The following is a 16,805-nucleotide window of genomic DNA, read 5'->3' on the forward strand; positions in this document are numbered from 1 at the left end:
ACCATATAGTAGAAAGAAGGAATATGATGATACGTTCGATTCGTTGGTTATTTTATTTTGCGGGGTTAGTTATCTTTAGTTATGGGATAACGATTGCGTTGAAGATGCAGTATCTTGGGGTGCATCCTTGGGATGTGTTAAATGTAGCTTTATTTGAAAAGTTTGGCTTAACGATTGGTTCTTGGGCCATTATTATCTCGATACTGCTTATTTGTGTATCACTGGTATTGGATAAAAGTTATGTGAAATTAGGCACGTTTTTAAATGCTATTCTTGTTGGGGCTTTTGTTGATTTATTTTTATGGATCGATTTTTTACCTAGTGCAAGTCATACATGGACGGATTATCTAATCATGATAATTGGAATTATTACTATGGGCTTTGGTGGAGGGCTGTATAACTCTGGTGAAATCGGAGCGGGACCACGTGATGGTTTCATGTTATCAATATCAGATAAACTGGGAAAATCGGTTGGCTTGGTACGGATTGTCGTGGAGACGTTGGTACTATTAATTGGATTAGTATTGGGTGGTCCAGTGTTCTTATTCACCTTTATCTTTACGTTTGTACAAAGTCCTGTATTTGCTTTTACGTTAAAGAAATTTAAAGAGCTAATTAATTTAATAGAGAACCGAACTAATAGAAAACAATACTCAAGTGAAAGTGCCTAATGTTTTTATGGTTATAATAAAAAGTTCTATCTTATTATGAGATGGGGCTTTTTTGTTTTTTTAAGATTAAATGAGAAAAAAGTGTAAAGATGTCTTTACATGTTTTTTATTATTCTCTATATTTAATGTAAAGATATCTTTACCATTTAAAGAAGGTGTTTATTTATTGAAAGTAATCAATCATATTAAAGAAATTAGAATGAAGCGAGGCATTACGCAAGTTAAAATGGCAGAGGACTTACAGATTACGAGACAAACGATCAATGCCATAGAGAAAAATAAATACAATCCTAGCCTAGAACTTGCATTAAAACTGATTGCGTATTTCGATGTACCAATAGAAGAAATGTTTTATTTAGAAGAAGAATTTAAACCTAAGGGGGAGTAGGGTGTGAAAAGGCGTTATGAAATCTTGATTTATCTCTTTATTGTGATGATGTTTATTGTGGGTGGATTATTAGGAGTTTATTTAATTGGAAAAGAAGAAGGTGTATTTGACTTTGGTTTAGCAGCTTCTGTGATAGGTGGTTCTGTTGGAGGAATCCTAATAAGCCTATTTGTTACCAGATGGCTTAAGAAAAGAAGAGGCAATATACCTGAAGTGGATGAGCGAAGTTTAGTATTGATGCGAAGGTATTTCTTAGGTGTCCTATATGTGGTTCTGATTGGAAGTGGTGCTCTATTACTTGTCCTATTTGGAATGGGTATTCAATACATAGAAACAGGGATGCTTATTGTATACATGATGATTTTATATGTGTTAATTGGTATAGGGGCAGTGGTAGTGAAGCGGTTCTAACGGGTTAGCGCCTAAGTCATTCGACAAAATCCGGGGAGTGACAGGCACTAGAAAAACAGGCACTAGAAAAAAGAAACAGGCTCCAGCAAAGCGGGTGCCTGTTTCTTCTTATTTAAAGACTATTTTCCATAGTACTGCGGTTAGGGTGATTAGTAGTACTAGATAGATATATATGGCAAATGGTATGAAGGAGACGATGAGATGTATAATGGTAAATGCTGCGACAAAGAGCATTAATATGATTATCTTTCCTGTTGCGCCTCCACCTTGTTGTGCGGATTCTATTGGTTCTGTAAATGGATATTTCCCGTTGTTAAATATCTTATAAGCAATGAGTATATTCAATAGAGCACTAGTCATGACCACCATCAAATCTAGAACAATACGGAATGAAAAGATCCAAATGTATAGGATGGATAAAAGTAATAGCAAAGGTAAATATAGCTTCATAAAGAAAGCCTTTAATGTGGCGCTATATACAATGGATTGTTTTTGGATTGGTGTGGTTTGAAAGATCCATGCACCTTTATATTTTGCAGAAAACTGGACCATATAAACTACTGTCCCAATCATTACATTGGCAAAATATATTGTTAAAAATGATCTCCCTTGCCCCAGTTCTTCAAAAGACTGAAAGCTTAAGTTATTAAATAAAAAGATTAAAGGGAAAACAAAGGCCATTCCGAGTGAAGGATAAACTTTTAACTTAAAGTCCCTCTCACGACTAATCATTATTGAAGCAAATCGGTAAAATAATCTCTCTTCCCGACTAAAGCAGACAACCTTTTCGAAAAAGTCTTGGAGACTACGTTTCTTCTTTTTCTTTGTACTAGATTCTTCCATTAGCTTTTGTAAATTACGTTCAAAGGATGGCATCAGTACATAATATAGAATAATAGATAAAATTGGTCCGAACACGGCAAACAAGGAAAGGATAATCATCTCACTTGAGAAAGTTTGATTTAATAACATCTCAAATGGTGCCCCAAACCATACTGGTGGAATTAGTGCATGCCACCAACTAAAGTCATAAACATATTCTAAATCTACTACATCAAATAAACGGATAATAATTTGATAACCAACTACTACAGCAACTGCTAGTAAGATTTGTACGTAATTAATAATATCCTTCAGCTTTTCCCCATCAAAAAATTGTAAGACAAACATGTAAATGAGTGCGGTGAAAGCTAATACAAATAAATCGATTAGAAGGATTGTTAGGATAAAAAGTAGAAAGTAAGAAAATCCTTCTACAACTAGAGAAACGATCGCCGGTATCGCGACAAATGCACCTGTGAGCAAGGTTAAATAAATCGCGATATGAATTATTTTTGCAGCGCTTATGGTTCTTGAATTCACTGGTTTGGTATGTAATATTACTTTATCTCGTACATCTAGAAGTACGGAAGAAAAGTCAGAAATCATCGATGTCATTAGAATGAACATGGCAATACCAGCCATAATGCTAACTTGGAATAAATAATTATCTCCCAAAAATACAAATGGGACTAAGAGGAGACCGTATAGAGCATAAATCCATAATGATTTAAGAAATTGATTTCCTTCCTTTTTCTTAGCATTTTGACTGAGAATGGTTGGGACCCGTCGTTGGTCCATGGTAAGTTTTACTTCCAGAATTTTGCGCATCACACTATAATCAATATTCATTTTACGAAAGACAGATTGGAACGGATCAAGAATTCTTAGAATACGAATTTCACTCATCTTGACCATCCCCTGTTACAATGGAGACTATTTTATTTGCGGTTTCTTTATGTTCATCAAATCCAGTTAGTTGGTTGAAGATACTTTCCAGTGAACCTGCTTTACTTTGCTCTTTCAACTCATCAAAAGAGCCATCTGCAGCTATTTGTCCATTGACTAGAAGAACGATTCGATTACTTATCTTTTCCACCACATCCATAATGTGAGAAGAATAGAAAATCGTTTTTCCTTGATTAGCTAGAGCTTCTAACATGTCTTTAATTACCATGACACTATTAGCGTCTAGGCCACTTAATGGTTCATCAAGAAAAATTAAGTCTGGATTGTGGAGCAGACTGGAAATAATCAGGACTTTTTGACGCATTCCTTTGGAGAAAGATGAGATTCTGGAATGAAAAACATCCCCCATATCAAATTCGTCTAGAAGCTTTAATGTTTTCGTAGTCGCCTCTTCTCGCGTCAAACCGTAAAGTTCCCCAATAAAGGTAAGATACTCAGCGGCAGTTAGGTTGTCATATATCTCTGCGTTTTCTGGTACATAGCCAATTTTTTGTTTATATGTATAGTCATTCGTTGCAATATCATGTCCAAGAATTTCTACTGTTCCCCCGTATCCATCCACTAATCCAAGCATGATCTTTAATGTGGTACTTTTTCCAGCACCGTTCGGCCCGATGTAGCCAATGATTTGTCCACGATAGACATCTAGGTTAATCCCGTTTAAAACAGCCTTACTTGCATAACTCATAGTTAGATTTTGTAATGATAATACTTTCTCGTTCATCCCCTTGTAACACCCTTTCTATCAATCTCTCTTCTTCTAACATAACAATGTGTCATGGCTAATGCAATGGAATTTAAGATAAAAAAATCCCCACTCAGGAAGGAGTAGGGATGTTAAACTTTCAAATTAAAACTCTTCATAGACTGCAGGGTCTTGACCTTTCATTCTTCCATTAGGTCGGGAAAGTGAAGCTATTGCCTGCATGGCTTGATCATCTAATGAAAAGTCAAAGATTGAAATATTTTCTAGTTGTCTAGTAGGGGTTGCAGATTTAGGGATTGCAACCGCGCCAAGTTGGTAATGCCAGCGCAAAATGATTTGAGAAACTGTTTTATTATAAGTTGTTGCAATCTCTTGTAGTACGTTGTTTTGGAACACATCATTTGCTCTAGCAAGTGGGCTCCAAGATTCTGTCACAACACCATTTTCTTCATGCCATTTTCGTTGTTCTTCTTGGTTGAAAAATGGGTGTAGTTCGATTTGGTTGAGAGCAGGCATTACCCCAGTTTCATCTTGAAGGCGTTGTAGATGCTCCGGTAAGAAGTTACAAACACCTATGGAGCGAATTAATCCCCATTTTTTTGCGTCGATTAATGCTTGCCATGCCTCCAGATATAGATCACGATTTGGGTTTGGCCAGTGGATAAGATAAATATCATAGTAATCCAAGTTGGCACGGTATAGTGATTCTTGAATCGTAACGACAGCATCGTTATAGCGATGATAACGACCTGGGAGTTTAGAGGTAATAATTAATTCTTCTCTAGGTATAGAAGTTCGGCGAATTGCTGTGCCGACTGTTCCTTCATTTTCATAGTTATAAGCAGAGTCTAATAGTCGGTAACCCTGATTGATGGCACTTTCGATTGCTGTAGCACCTTCATTACCTTTAAGTTTATATGTACCAAAGCCTACTGCGGGAATTTTATTACCATCGTTTAGGATGATTTCTGGAATTGAAGTAGTCATTATTTCCCCTCCTAAAGTTATTTATTTGCATACTAGAAGTTTACCATATTGATTCCATTTTGTTACCTTTGATAGCTTGGAAGTTCTATAACTTCCATAAATATAGTTTCCATTTTTGCCATTGTCCATCAAATGGAGAAAAATGTCATTAATAGAACTGTCAGGAATACAATAGGGATAAGGTAATAGAAATCTATTCACAAAGGAATTTATTAGTAAAAGAATAAGTATAACGACATGGATTTTTTACATTTACTAGAAAGTTTAATATGCCAGTATTTAAACATTTAACAGATTGTGAATGGATTGTAGCGACAATCTCCATTAATCTCTCCCAGTATCCGAACTAACCATTTAGATTAAGCACATCTAAATTAAGAAGGGGGGGTGATAAGGTTGAAAAGCATTTCAAGTGCAGACCGATATATGGAAGAATATGCTGGAGCTATTACTCACGCAAAACATGACCATATCACGTACTATCGTATAGTGAAGAGAATGATGGATATTTTCTTTGTACTCATAAGTCTTCCTATTGTACTTTTTATCATCATGGTCTTTGTCATTCTAATAAAAATAGAAACATCCGGTCCAGCATTTTATTTTCAGAGGAGGGTTGGACTTTATGGACGGGATTTTAATGTATGCAAACTGAGGTCTATGATTGTCGATGCGGAAAAAGAAGGAGCTAGATGGGCCATTAAAAATGATCCAAGAGTTACTAGGATTGGTGCCTTTATGAGGAAAACCAGGATTGACGAGATTCCCCAAGTGTTCAATATATTAAAAGGGGAGATGTCTCTAGTTGGCCCACGTCCAGAACGGCCTATGTTTACAGAGGAATTCGAAGTATTATATCCAGGGTTTAAAAAGAGATTATTGGTTAAACCTGGACTCACTGGATTGGCACAAGTAAATGGGGGATACAACCTGTCACCAAATAAGAAACTAGAATTAGATATATACTATATTGAAAAACAAGGAATAAAAATGGATTTAAAGATTATCTTGAATACTATAAAAATCGTGTTTTCAGGAGAAGGTGCTAGATGATTTTTTTTTAGGAATTATCGTTCTTTAATCAGAACGATAATTGGAATTTGTTCGTTAAATAGCTAGTATTTAGCGACAATACAAACAAGGGGGAAGTCTATGAAATGCCTTATCGTGACAACCTTGCAAAGGCAAGTGCAGCTATTTTTAATACCACATATCCGCATGCTTCAAGAAATGGGCTATCAGGTTACTATTGCTACCTCTCTTACTGATAAACATCAATTAACAAAACTCCTACCAGATATCACTCTATTACATCTGCCATTTTCAAGAAAAGTCTATAGCCTTTCTAATCTAAAAGCCTTTCAAATGTTGAGAAAGTTGTTCAAAAGAGAATCATTTTCACTAGTTCATGTTCATTCCCCTATTGCATCATTCTTTACCAGAGTAGCTGTGCCAGAAACGACAAAAGTAGTCTATACAGCACATGGATTTCATTTTAATGAAAATGGATCAAAAATTAGTAATCGCATCTTTTATTTAGCCGAGAGACTTGCTGCTAAAAAAACAGATGGATTGATCGTAATTAATCAGGATGATTACGAGAAAGCAAAAGGACTATTACCTGAGGATAAAATTCATTATATTCATGGGATTGGAGTGGATGCGACTTATTTTAATCCTGAAAATTATTCCGTTAAAGAGAAAGAGAGGCTTCGATATTCATTAACTATACCAGATAACAAAATAGTCATTACCCATGTGGCGGAATTTAACGGGAACAAAAGACAAATGGATATTATCCATGCTGCAGAGAAGTTACAGAAAATTAATCCGGATTTTTTCATCCTCTTAGTTGGTGATGGAGTCCTACTAGAGGAAATCCAATCCGAAATAATGAACCGGAATCTGATTGATCATGTTCGGTGTTTAGGGTTTAGAACAGATATTAAAGATTTATTAAGTATTACCGATATTGGCTTATTAGTATCGCTAAGGGAAGGTCTTCCCAAGTCAGTAATGGAAATGATGGCCATGCAAATACCTGTAGTCGTTACCGATATACGTGGAAATCGTGAACTGGTGAAAGACGGGAAAACAGGGTTTGTCATTCCCGTAAGAAATCCAGATGAACTAATGAATGCATTAAACAAACTAATTCAGAACAATTTGCTTAGAAACATAATGGGGGAGAACGGTAGGAGGGACATCTTAGAAAGATATGAGTTATCGATCATACTAAAAGAAACAAGGAACGTATATGAAACGATTGGTCTAAAGGTTAACCGGGACGATCATCATACAGTTCATCGAGACATGGTTAATATTTGAAATGGAATAATGAAAATAAGTGGTGGTGCATTATGAACCTGAAGGAAACCGGTAAATTTGTGATATCCCTAGATTTGGAATTGAATTGGGGCGTTTTTGACGTATTTACCATCCAGCAGTACAGGAATAATCTATTAGGTGCTCGTGAAGTAGTACCTGAGTTGCTGAAGAAATTTAACCAAGATAACATTCATGCAACATGGGGAATTGTAGGATTCTTATTTTTCAGTAATAAAGATGATTTATTAAAAGAAGTACCAGATAAAGTACCATCTTATGATGATATGACCTTGTCTGCATACCAACATATTCAACAAATCGGGGAAAATGAGATAGAGGATCCATTTCATTATGGAAGCCAACTGATTCATCTTATCAAGCAATTTCCTAATCAAGAAATCGCAACACACACATTTAGTCACTATTATTGTTTAGCCAAAGGTCAGTGTGCGGATAACTTTGAGACGGATTTAAGTAAAGCTATCACAGTCGCTAAAAAACATCATCTATCTATCCAAACGATTATATTCCCGCGAAATCAGATCAATCAAAATTACTTAACTATCTGTAAAAAACATGGGGTAACCAGATACAGAGGGTGCGAGAATCATTGGTTGTATAAGATAACCGGGAAACAGGATAACCCCATCAAACGATTAATGAGATTACTAGATAGTTATATGAATCTCTCTGGCCAACATATTTATGATTTGGATGAACTAATCCAGAAGGATGATGTCATCAACATACCATCCAGTCGATTTCTACGACCGTATAGTAAAAGATTGCGTGGACTGGAACCTTTGAAATTAAGAAGAATCAAAATCGCGATGGAAAAGGCAGCAAAAGAAAGAAAATTATATCACCTCTGGTGGCATCCACATAATTTTGGTGCCGACTTGGAAGAAAGCATGAAAATGCTCGATAAGATTATCACACATTATCAAATGTTGAATGATCGGTATGGGATGGAAAGTGTTCATATGGGTGAACTTGCGAATACCTTACTTAACGATTCAAGTAAAAAGAAGGATGAAGATTTTAGAGAAAATCGTGGTGTTTCCCATGCTATCTACCAGAAGGCTTGATTTTACTCTCGTTTCATTTGTGATTCTATGTTTACCTTTTATGTTTCATTTAGATGTCATGATTACATTGAATGTTTCTTTTTCCGATATTCTCATGGTTTTGGTGATGTTTTGGTTAATCGCCCATCAGGAAAATAGAGAATACATGGCGATTGCTCTACGAAAATATTATCTAATCATTCTATATATGCTTCTTTTTATCTATTTTTGTATTGTCAGTATGGTTAATTATGTAACAAATATTTTCATCGATTTTCCCTATGGGGTATCAGCTATATTAAAGCTCTCGGTTAACTTTGTTTATATCATTGTATTTTTAATCTTCTTTGAAAAATATAAGGAAGAATTATTAGTTCTGGTATTACGATGGTGGAAGATTGCGGCACTGATCATATCGTTTCAATGTATTGGCAGTGTTATTTTATATCAGATGGGAATGGATAATCCCTTTAACTTGCAAGGTCGTGCCCAGGCAACATTAAATGATCCTAATTTAGCTGCTTTATATCTGATTATTTCCCTTTCTCTAGTGATTGTATTTAGCATTCTATCCGGTAAAAAAATGATTATTAACCTACCTGTTTTAATTATATTACTAGCACTTACTCTGACAGCATCACGCGGTGGAATCTTGAGTCTGATTATAAGTGTATCCATTGTCCTTTTTATTAGTTTGATTTCAGCACGGATAAAGGAACTGATTCTGTTTTTATTCATTGGCTCTTTTGTTTTTTTTATTATTTTATGGATTAATCAGTCTACTGATATCTTAAACTTTGCTCTAGAACGAGTAGTAAGAATAGGGACGGAAGGGGATGGAACATCATACCGTATATTCTTATGGCAATCAGCATTGGAGATGTGGGCTAGTAATCCTTTCCTTGGCATTGGGATAGGACAATTTATACCATATTCAACAGAAATGTATGGGGATACGTTTACGAATATCCCCCATAATACGTATTTATCCTTTTTGACGGAAACAGGTGCTTTTGGTTTCATAGCCTTTATCTGGTTTCCTGTCTTAATCCTAGGTAGTTTAATAATTGGGTTAATAAGTAGAGGGGAAAAGATTTATTTTTATTTATTGATAGGCTTAATAGCTCTATCGATTCAGGCATTATCCATCAATATTGAAAATATCCGGTTCGTTTGGCTGTACCTTACGATTGCTTTTGTAGTGTTAAAGGGCTTCCCTACTCAACATGAGGCTACTCCAATCGTCTACTCAGGAAATGAAATAAATGGAGGTGACAAAAGTTGAAGGATATGCTGTCCATCCAAGACATCCTATTAAACTTAAAAAAGAGGCTGTTACTTATTCTTACTTTAACCATTGGACTCGTAATTATTGCAGGGTTAATTAGTTATTATTTGTTAGAACCTACGTATCAATCCACCTCTCAATTTATTGTCATTCAACAACAAAACGATAATATGCAAGTTAATGTTTCAGAGATTGAAACTCAGCTAGAGTTTATGAATACATATAAAGAAATATTGAAGAGTCCATCCATTTTAGAGCAAGTCATTGGAGAAATGCGGTTATCCATAACACCAGAGGAATTAGGGAAACAAGTGCAAGTAAGTAGTGGTGAAAATTCTCAAGTTATCACCGTATCAGCAACTGGCGCGAGCCCTGTGTTTGCTGCAGAGCTTGCCAATTTAGTAGTAGAAAAATTTCAAAGTACTATTGTTTCTATCATGAGGGTTGAAAATATTTATATATTATCGAAGGCAAATCCGTCCTTATCGGAAGAACCAATCCAACCAAGACCAGTAATTAATATGATTGTAGCAGGGTTTATTGGGTTAGCTACTGGAATTGGCTTAGCGTTATTACTTGAGTTTATGAATACTAAAGTGAAAACCGAAGCCGATATCGAAGCGTTAGGGATAACGGTATTAGGATCGATTACGGTATTCGGGAAAAAGGCAGGTAAGAGAACGAAGAAAAGGAGAAAGGGGGGAGTGAACTATGAGGCGAAAACGGAAGAAGCTTGAACGAGGAACACTAATCACGATTGAACGAAATAATACCATTGCCGCAGAGCAATTTCGCTCCATTCGCTCCAATATAAACTTTGCATCTGTTGATAGACGGTTAAGGAGTATTGTCGTGACATCTTCTAGTGCAGGAGATGGAAAAACGATGACAGCTACTAATCTAGCAATTGTATTTAATCAAGAAGGTAAAAAGGTTTTATTAGTAGATGCCGATTTAAGAAGGCCAAAAGTCCATCATGCCTTTAGACTAGAAAATCATGTGGGATTGAGTAATTATTTGATTGGACAAAAAGCATTAGAGGATATAATAATGCGAACTTATCGGCCAGATTTGGATCTTATCACAAGTGGTATTATCCCACCAAATCCGGCAGAATTACTGGGGTCGAGACAAATGAGCATATTCATTTCACAAGTAATGAATCTCTATGATGTGGTCATCTTTGATACCCCACCTGTTTTAGTTGTGACAGATTCCACGTTGATTGCCAATCAATGTGATGGCACTTTATTAGTAGTTCGGGCGAAGAAGAACGAGGTAAAGGATGTTAAAAAGGCTAAAGAACAGCTTAGTTTTGCTGGTGCTAATCTAATCGGTGCAGTATTTAATGGGAAAAAGCAACTTAAGAAAAATTTGTATTACTACTAACCATAAGGAGTGGAGGGAATGGTCGAGGTTCGTTATAAGCGAGGACTAGTAAAAATGATGGATATCTATGGTTCTACGAAAAAGGTTTCTAGTAAAAACGTAGATGTGATGATTACCTCAAAGGTGCTTTTTCCTAATGAAAAGCCAGATGAAATCCTATCAAATAAGCAATTTATCCATAGCTTTGGAAAGACGTTAATTATAGACTTGGATCAACCTGAAAATAACATCTTTGCAAGTATTCACAAGAATGCCAGGTATAAAATTAACCGTGCAAGTAAACGGGACCCAATCTATTATCATGAACTCACACAACCAACGGATGACGAAATAAATGATTTCATCCGATTTTTTGATCAATTTGCCAAACATAAAAAGCTACCAAAAGGGAATACGGAACGATTACAACGTTTACGAGACCAAGAAGCGTTGATTATTTCTTATATGACAGATGAGGAAGGCAATGCCTTATGCTACCATGCCTATGTAAATACAGGGACCTATTGTTCACTACTTTTCTCTGCTTCTGCTCGATTTGAGAATTCGACGATTCGTAACCTGATTGGTCGCGCTAATCGATATCTTCATTGGCAGGATATAAAAAGCTTCCGAAACATGGGGCATAAATGGTTCGATTTTGGAGGATTATTCGTAGAAACACTGGGAGATGAGGAAGAACATATCAACCGGTTTAAACGGGAGTTCGGAGGAAAAGAAGTTGATGTCGACAAGAGAATTTATCCGTTAACATTGGTAGGTAGAGTAACAGCCTTAATATTTTGGTTCAAAATGCGCAAGAGACCTGAGTTCTTACGTGCACGAACACTCCAAGGAAAGAAATGGGATTTATCGAAGAGTTAGTATTCGCTGTCATAGATCATTTTATCCTAAGAACAAAATGAGGGGTACACCGTGGTGTTAAAAAAACTATCACTCAAAACAAATATGACCTGGACCTTAGCAGGTACCATTATTTATTCCTTTACCCAATGGTTATTATTAATCGTTATTGCTAAGCTTGGGACCCCTGAAATGGTTGGGCAGTATGCTCTAGGCTTAGCGGTAACAGCACCCATTATAATGTTGACCGAGATGAGGCTTCGGTTATCCCTTGTTACCGATGCTAAAGGTAGTTTCGGGTTTAATCATTATCTAGGTACTAGAATCTTATCTGTACTCTTATCTTTACTACTTATATTGGCAGTTGTTCTTATCATTGGTTATGAATATCAAACATCTATCATTATTATTTTAATAGGGATTGCCAAACTACCAGAATCTTTAAGCGATATTTTGCTAGGGAAACTACATAAATATGAACGAATGGATTACATTACCATTTCTAGTATTTTGAAAGGCGTAGTGACGGTAATCGTATTTTCGTGGATTCTATTCACGACAAACAGCTTAATCATGGCAATCATTGGTCAAATTGTAGTTTGGACTATGACACTAGTATTCTATGACTGCCTAATTGTGAAACGGTATGGAACGATCAAACCAAGTTTTAATATGATGAAAGTGAAACAATTAGTAAAGTTAACCTTTCCATTAGGAATTATGGGACTGTTGACTACGCTAAACACCAATCTTCCAAGCTATCTGGTGGAGTATTTTCTCGGAAAGGAAGAACTGGGTTATTTTGTTGCCCTTCTCTATATTCTACTTGCGGGAAGTCGTGTAGTGAACGCCTTAAGACAACCTGCAGCCCCGATACTTGCATCCCTTTATGAAGAAGGGAATATTAAAGGTTTCAATAAACTGTTATACACATTACTTGGAATTGGGGCCATTATCGGTGCTTTAGGTCTATTATTTACCTATATATTTGGTGAACTCTTACTAACTATTATTTATACTCCTTCCTATGCGATGTATTCAGGACTATTTGTTGCTATTATGTTTTCGGGATTATTTAGTTATCCAGCGGCATTTTTGGGAAATGGTGTTCTAGCAACCCGGCATTTTAAATCACAACCATATCTTGCCGCATTATGGGTGTTGACCAGTGTAATTGGATGTATACTATTTATTCCAATATATGGAGTTTATGGTGCAGCAATTGCAGTGATTCTTTCTTCGTTTGTGAAGTTACTTAGTTTATATCTAGTATTATTACGAATCATGAAGAAAGAACGTAAATCTACGGAGGACTATGAAGAGAATTCCAATCTAATAAAGGAGGTAATGTATTGAACCATCAGGAGATCAAACGATATGTAAAGCAAGATGAAGCCACATCATATTATACTTCATTGAAGAGAAAAGCTGGCGTGATTCTAACTTGGCTCATTTTAAAGACATATCCCTCCATCTCCGCAAACTTCATTACGCTTACTATGCTACCTCTAAATGTTCTTTCAGCGGGAGTGATGTACTATGCAATCGTCACTAGTCAACCGATATTCTTATTGGCTGCCTTTATCATTTCATTTGTAACGCTTGCACTTGATTCCGTAGACGGTAATATTGCTCGAATAAAAAAAACCAGATCGATCAGAGGAGTGTACTTTGATAGACTAGTACATAATATATCCCATCCCATGTTTTTCATCGTTATGGGGTTTGCGCTCTATTCAAATACCAATCATATTGGATACCTCATCGTGATGTTAGTTGTCGGGATTTTAAGTGAGCTTTCCCCTTTAGATGTTTCTCAAAAGGATGTGGAGGCACTATTTATTAGGCAAATTTTATTCGAGAGAACCGTTAACTACGATTTTATGAAGCATCAGGAAAGCCAGATGCATGTAAGAGAACAACAAAAGGCACCATCAATGCTCCGAAAGATTATTAAAACGATTCTCATGAATGATGTCTATTACCTTGTTATTCTATTTGATTTAGTATTTTTGGAGCATCAATTTTACTTTACTATTATGTTTTCATTAATTGATTTGGTTGCCATGATCTATGTCAGGGCTAATATCTCGATGTGGGAGATTAGGTTGAATGAAGTATTGAAAGAGTTGTATCGTCAACAATCGAAGAAGCGGTAGGGGGTGTTGGTTTGGCAGTGCTAGTTACTGGCGGCGGGGGATATATTGGGACACATGTATGTGTGGAATTATTAAATCATGGCTATGACATTGTCGTTGTAGATAATTTTTCAAACTCCAGTGTAGAAGGAATTAATCGGGTAAAGACCATTACAGGTAAAACCTTTAAAATATACCAGACCGATTTACTTCATAAACGTAAGTTAATAGATATATTCGAACAGAACTCTATCAATTCCGTTATCCATTTAGCAGGATACAAATCAGTTGGGGAATCAACCGAAAAGCCAATTAAATATTATGCCAATAACATTATAAGTACCATTAACATATGTGAAATAATGAAAAAATTTGATGTAAAAAAAATCGTCTTCAGCTCATCTGCAACCGTATATGCACCTTCCAACAATCACCAACCTATCTCTGAAAACTTTCCACTCGGGGCTACTAATCCATATGGTCGTACGAAGCTAATAATTGAACATTTTTTATCTGATTTAAGCCAATCTGATTCAGATTGGAGTATTGGTATTTTAAGATATTTTAACCCAGTTGGAGCTCATTCTAGTGGTTTGATTGGGGAAGATCCGAAAGGGGTTCCTAATAATCTAGTTCCCTATTTAGCTCGAGTCGCCATTGGTAAATTACCGGTACTTTCTATTTTTGGGAATGATTATCCAACTATGGACGGGACAGGTGTCCGTGATTACATCCATGTTGTTGATTTGGCTCAAGGGCATGTATATGCACTTCAAAAAGTAGAATCAACTACTGGAATAGATAGGTATAATTTAGGCACCGGTAAAGGATATAGTGTTTTGGAGATGGTTCACAGTTATGAAAAGGCATCAGGGAGAAAAATTCCATATGAGATAGCACCACGCCGAAAAGGAGATGTTGCTATCTGTTATGCGGACCCATCAAAAGCAAGAAACGAATTGGGTTGGGTGGCAAAAATAGGCTTAAAAGAAATGTGCCAAGATTCATGGAACTGGCAACAAAATAATCCAAACGGCTATGAGGGTGACCATCCTTCACCACTTAATGCGTTAAAGAGGTGAGGGATGGTCACCCTTCCTTGACTTTATTTTCTAAATAGAAGTTTGATTAATTTTGCTCCAATCATGGAGCAGGTCCATAATATCAGGTTAAAGAAATTCAGTAGGAATATGGAGCCATACATGGAAGGGAAATCCAAAAAGAACGAGACAAGAAATATCCCGAACATGTTCCCCATAGTTACAATCAAGAAAAAGAAAATAGGATTATACCATTTGGAAAATTGTCTAAAAAATACGAGTATACATGGTATTAGTAGATTCACACCTAAGTACCCTAAAAGAATAGCATCGGTAAATTCAATGAGTCCATCCGCATCTAGAGGAGTACCAGGTAATATCAAGGCTGCAGAAATAATAGCATAGAAAAATAAAATAAAAATGGTCCATTTCTCAGCTTTCTTTGTATTAGAACGAATGATGGCAGCCTTTGTCTTCTCAACGTCTTCTTGAACCCCCATGGGCATCCATGCGGGAAAAGGGTTATCAGACAGTTCTTTTCCTACATGTTCGCTAACAATATTATTAGATGACCCCTCTACTTCTGAAAAATCAATATCTACATATCCTCTTGAACGAAGTGCCTGGCTAAGATCTTGTTGCGTGTAGGTGATACTCACTTTGTCTTCTAACCTGTCTATCCAGTTTTGGAGATCCTTAGCACTTGAAAATGTTTCGGTGAACATCCCATCCCCGTGCAAAATAAAAAGGATTGCTTCCAATCGACAATAACGTAAAGACCCGTTCATACTCGAGTTCCGTACAATAATGTGAACTGGATTTATCCCGATTATGACTTTATTCACTTGAGTGTATGGAATGATTTTTTGTTTGGTTTCACCAGTTTTTGTATTTTCCCATTGCTCGAGAATTCGTTCATCATCGAGCTCATATCGATAGATTACCTTCCTCTGAATAGGCAAACCTGTATATGCAAAGAACCCTAGGATTACTGCCACCGGGACAAAAAAGGCAAGAACCCACCAATCACCATCATCGAAGCTAAATAAATCCCTAGAATGACGGAACCGATAGCAGGTACACCAAACAATGCGGAAAATAGATAGCCTGTAGTAGTTGGTTTAACTTCATTTGAATATGTAATGGGCATATGTTTTTGGACTAGCTTTTCCATTGTTAAATTCACCTCTCGCTACAAACGCGTTTATAGTAAATACGCATAACGTTTTAAAAAGTTTCACCTTCAGGAAGAAAGACCTAAATACTTGGAATTTTCTTTAAATGTATGTTACTGATGTTGTGGAACTGATATGATAGATATGTGATTATCAATTCCTAATAAATGGGGGAATGTATGGATGAAATGGACTGTGAGGGTTGCTGAAATTGTATTAGGGGCAATTTTCTTGGAGCTGGCTTAAATGGGTATGCAGTACTGTTTGGGTTTGAACCATTTGCACCGACAAGCCCAGCTGCAACAGAGTTTCTCGGAGATGGGTATTTGCTTGCGATGGAAAAAGGGGTGGAGATAATAGCCGGGGTGTTATTATTAATTCGTCGGTTTATTCCATTAGTACTGGTTGTTCTTGCAGGTGTTGTCATTAACATATTAGCATTTCACATTTTTGTTGATTCCGAATTGATTCTGCTAGCAATATTTGTTGTGGCATTAGAAGGGTATCTAGCTTGGCAATATAGGGAAAACTTTAAAGGGTTATTGGAAAGTAGGCCACATCAAAACTAACCATAGCCTAAGCTTAACAG

The 16,805-nt window shown here is 36.3% G+C and carries 19 protein-coding genes; 14 read left to right on the plus strand and 5 right to left on the minus strand.

From position 1 onward, the window contains the following. Window positions 1-26: 26 nt before the first annotated feature. The 3 genes from BN999_RS16755 to BN999_RS16765 all read left to right on the plus strand — a co-directional run bounded on the left by BN999_RS16755 (window position 27) and on the right by BN999_RS16765 (window position 1,470). Window positions 27-671, plus strand: coding sequence for a YczE/YyaS/YitT family protein (locus BN999_RS16755; protein WP_096273298.1), 645 nt, complete (start codon window positions 27-29; stop codon window positions 669-671). Between the two features lie 166 nt (window positions 672-837). Continuing rightward, window positions 838-1,059, plus strand: a complete 222-nt coding sequence (locus BN999_RS16760; protein ID WP_096273753.1) for a helix-turn-helix transcriptional regulator — start codon at window positions 838-840, stop codon at window positions 1,057-1,059. 3 nt (window positions 1,060-1,062) lie between these two features. Then, window positions 1,063-1,470: a hypothetical protein gene (locus BN999_RS16765; RefSeq protein ID WP_255247507.1), complete on the plus strand. Its 408-nt coding sequence runs from the start codon at window positions 1,063-1,065 to the stop codon at window positions 1,468-1,470. A 108-nt stretch (window positions 1,471-1,578) separates the two neighbouring features. On the opposite strand, the gene BN999_RS16770 is transcribed toward BN999_RS16765, so the two are convergent. The 3 genes from BN999_RS16770 to BN999_RS16780 form a co-directional block, all read right to left on the minus strand. Then, the gene (locus BN999_RS16770; RefSeq protein ID WP_096273300.1) at window positions 1,579-3,198 is read right to left on the minus strand and encodes a hypothetical protein; all 1,620 of its coding nucleotides are present in this window, start codon (window positions 3,196-3,198) and stop codon (window positions 1,579-1,581) included. Then, entirely contained in the window at window positions 3,191-3,982 is a 792-nt protein-coding gene (locus BN999_RS16775) for an ABC transporter ATP-binding protein (protein WP_096273302.1), read from the minus strand. Before BN999_RS16775 ends, BN999_RS16770 begins: the two co-directional genes overlap by 8 nt. Before the next feature lie 126 nt (window positions 3,983-4,108). Continuing rightward, on the minus strand, window positions 4,109-4,951 hold the full coding sequence (locus BN999_RS16780) for an aldo/keto reductase (RefSeq protein ID WP_096273304.1): 843 nt from the start codon (window positions 4,949-4,951) through the stop codon (window positions 4,109-4,111). A gap of 426 nt (window positions 4,952-5,377) precedes the next feature. Between BN999_RS16780 and BN999_RS16785 the strand changes: the two genes are divergently transcribed. From BN999_RS16785 to galE, 10 genes are all read left to right on the plus strand, one after another. After that, window positions 5,378-6,004 (plus strand): sugar transferase, encoded by a 627-nt coding sequence (locus BN999_RS16785; RefSeq protein ID WP_096273757.1) that lies wholly within the window; start codon window positions 5,378-5,380, stop codon window positions 6,002-6,004. A gap of 99 nt (window positions 6,005-6,103) precedes the next feature. Continuing rightward, window positions 6,104-7,279, plus strand: a complete 1,176-nt coding sequence (locus tag BN999_RS16790) for a glycosyltransferase family 4 protein (protein ID WP_096273306.1) — start codon at window positions 6,104-6,106, stop codon at window positions 7,277-7,279. Between the two features lie 32 nt (window positions 7,280-7,311). Beyond that, entirely contained in the window at window positions 7,312-8,367 is a 1,056-nt protein-coding gene (locus BN999_RS16795) for a polysaccharide deacetylase family protein (RefSeq protein ID WP_255247509.1), read from the plus strand. Next, entirely contained in the window at window positions 8,345-9,631 is a 1,287-nt protein-coding gene (locus BN999_RS16800) for an O-antigen ligase family protein (RefSeq protein WP_176482016.1), read from the plus strand. The genes BN999_RS16795 and BN999_RS16800 overlap by 23 nt, the downstream gene beginning before the upstream one ends. A 5-nt stretch (window positions 9,632-9,636) precedes the next feature. Further along, window positions 9,637-10,371, plus strand: a complete 735-nt coding sequence (locus BN999_RS16805) for a YveK family protein (protein WP_255247518.1) — start codon at window positions 9,637-9,639, stop codon at window positions 10,369-10,371. Next, window positions 10,346-11,023 carry a CpsD/CapB family tyrosine-protein kinase gene (locus BN999_RS16810; protein ID WP_096273312.1) on the plus strand — a complete coding sequence of 226 codons (678 nt, stop codon included), beginning with the start codon at window positions 10,346-10,348 and terminating at the stop codon, window positions 11,021-11,023. The genes BN999_RS16805 and BN999_RS16810 overlap by 26 nt, the downstream gene beginning before the upstream one ends. 18 nt (window positions 11,024-11,041) lie before the next feature. Beyond that, window positions 11,042-11,884, plus strand: a complete 843-nt coding sequence (locus tag BN999_RS16815; RefSeq protein WP_096273314.1) for a hypothetical protein — start codon at window positions 11,042-11,044, stop codon at window positions 11,882-11,884. Between the two features lie 54 nt (window positions 11,885-11,938). Next, window positions 11,939-13,219: a lipopolysaccharide biosynthesis protein gene (locus BN999_RS16820; protein WP_096273316.1), complete on the plus strand. Its 1,281-nt coding sequence runs from the start codon at window positions 11,939-11,941 to the stop codon at window positions 13,217-13,219. Next, a complete protein-coding gene (locus BN999_RS16825; protein ID WP_096273318.1) occupies window positions 13,216-14,022 on the plus strand; it encodes a CDP-alcohol phosphatidyltransferase family protein in 807 nt (268 codons plus the stop codon). Before BN999_RS16820 ends, BN999_RS16825 begins: the two co-directional genes overlap by 4 nt. Before the next feature lie 11 nt (window positions 14,023-14,033). After that, window positions 14,034-15,083, plus strand: coding sequence for a UDP-glucose 4-epimerase GalE (gene galE, locus BN999_RS16830; RefSeq protein ID WP_096273320.1), 1,050 nt, complete (start codon window positions 14,034-14,036; stop codon window positions 15,081-15,083). Between the two features lie 23 nt (window positions 15,084-15,106). Here galE and BN999_RS16835 read toward each other — a convergent pair whose 3' ends face one another. Further along, window positions 15,107-16,039 carry a hypothetical protein gene (locus BN999_RS16835; RefSeq protein WP_096273322.1) on the minus strand — a complete coding sequence of 311 codons (933 nt, stop codon included), beginning with the start codon at window positions 16,037-16,039 and terminating at the stop codon, window positions 15,107-15,109. After that, window positions 16,030-16,215 carry a hypothetical protein gene (locus tag BN999_RS16840; protein ID WP_096273324.1) on the minus strand — a complete coding sequence of 62 codons (186 nt, stop codon included), beginning with the start codon at window positions 16,213-16,215 and terminating at the stop codon, window positions 16,030-16,032. Before BN999_RS16840 ends, BN999_RS16835 begins: the two co-directional genes overlap by 10 nt. Before the next feature lie 327 nt (window positions 16,216-16,542). Between BN999_RS16840 and BN999_RS21105 the strand changes: the two genes are divergently transcribed. After that, window positions 16,543-16,785 carry a hypothetical protein gene (locus BN999_RS21105; RefSeq protein WP_255247510.1) on the plus strand — a complete coding sequence of 81 codons (243 nt, stop codon included), beginning with the start codon at window positions 16,543-16,545 and terminating at the stop codon, window positions 16,783-16,785. The last annotated feature ends 20 nt before the right edge of the window (window positions 16,786-16,805 follow it).

Source organism: Paucisalibacillus globulus (genome assembly GCF_900184735.1).
Classification (GTDB): domain Bacteria; phylum Bacillota; class Bacilli; order Bacillales; family Amphibacillaceae; genus Ornithinibacillus; species Ornithinibacillus globulus_B.

Bases quoted from the DNA above. Each gene is read 5' to 3' on its own strand.
- BN999_RS16755 (WP_096273298.1), top strand. From the start codon at position 27: ATGATACGTTCGATTCGTTGGTTATTTTATTTTGCGGGGTTAGTTATC.
- BN999_RS16770 (WP_096273300.1), bottom strand. From the start codon at position 3,198: ATGAGTGAAATTCGTATTCTAAGAATTCTTGATCCGTTCCAATCTGTC.
- BN999_RS16775 (WP_096273302.1), bottom strand. From the start codon at position 3,982: ATGAACGAGAAAGTATTATCATTACAAAATCTAACTATGAGTTATGCA.
- BN999_RS16780 (WP_096273304.1), bottom strand. From the start codon at position 4,951: ATGACTACTTCAATTCCAGAAATCATCCTAAACGATGGTAATAAAATT.
- BN999_RS16785 (WP_096273757.1), top strand. From the start codon at position 5,378: ATGGAAGAATATGCTGGAGCTATTACTCACGCAAAACATGACCATATC.
- BN999_RS16790 (WP_096273306.1), top strand. From the start codon at position 6,104: ATGAAATGCCTTATCGTGACAACCTTGCAAAGGCAAGTGCAGCTATTT.
- BN999_RS16795 (WP_255247509.1), top strand. From the start codon at position 7,312: ATGAACCTGAAGGAAACCGGTAAATTTGTGATATCCCTAGATTTGGAA.
- BN999_RS16800 (WP_176482016.1), top strand. From the start codon at position 8,345: ATGCTATCTACCAGAAGGCTTGATTTTACTCTCGTTTCATTTGTGATT.
- BN999_RS16805 (WP_255247518.1), top strand. From the start codon at position 9,637: ATGCTGTCCATCCAAGACATCCTATTAAACTTAAAAAAGAGGCTGTTA.
- BN999_RS16810 (WP_096273312.1), top strand. From the start codon at position 10,346: ATGAGGCGAAAACGGAAGAAGCTTGAACGAGGAACACTAATCACGATT.
- BN999_RS16815 (WP_096273314.1), top strand. From the start codon at position 11,042: ATGGTCGAGGTTCGTTATAAGCGAGGACTAGTAAAAATGATGGATATC.
- BN999_RS16840 (WP_096273324.1), bottom strand. From the start codon at position 16,215: ATGGAAAAGCTAGTCCAAAAACATATGCCCATTACATATTCAAATGAA.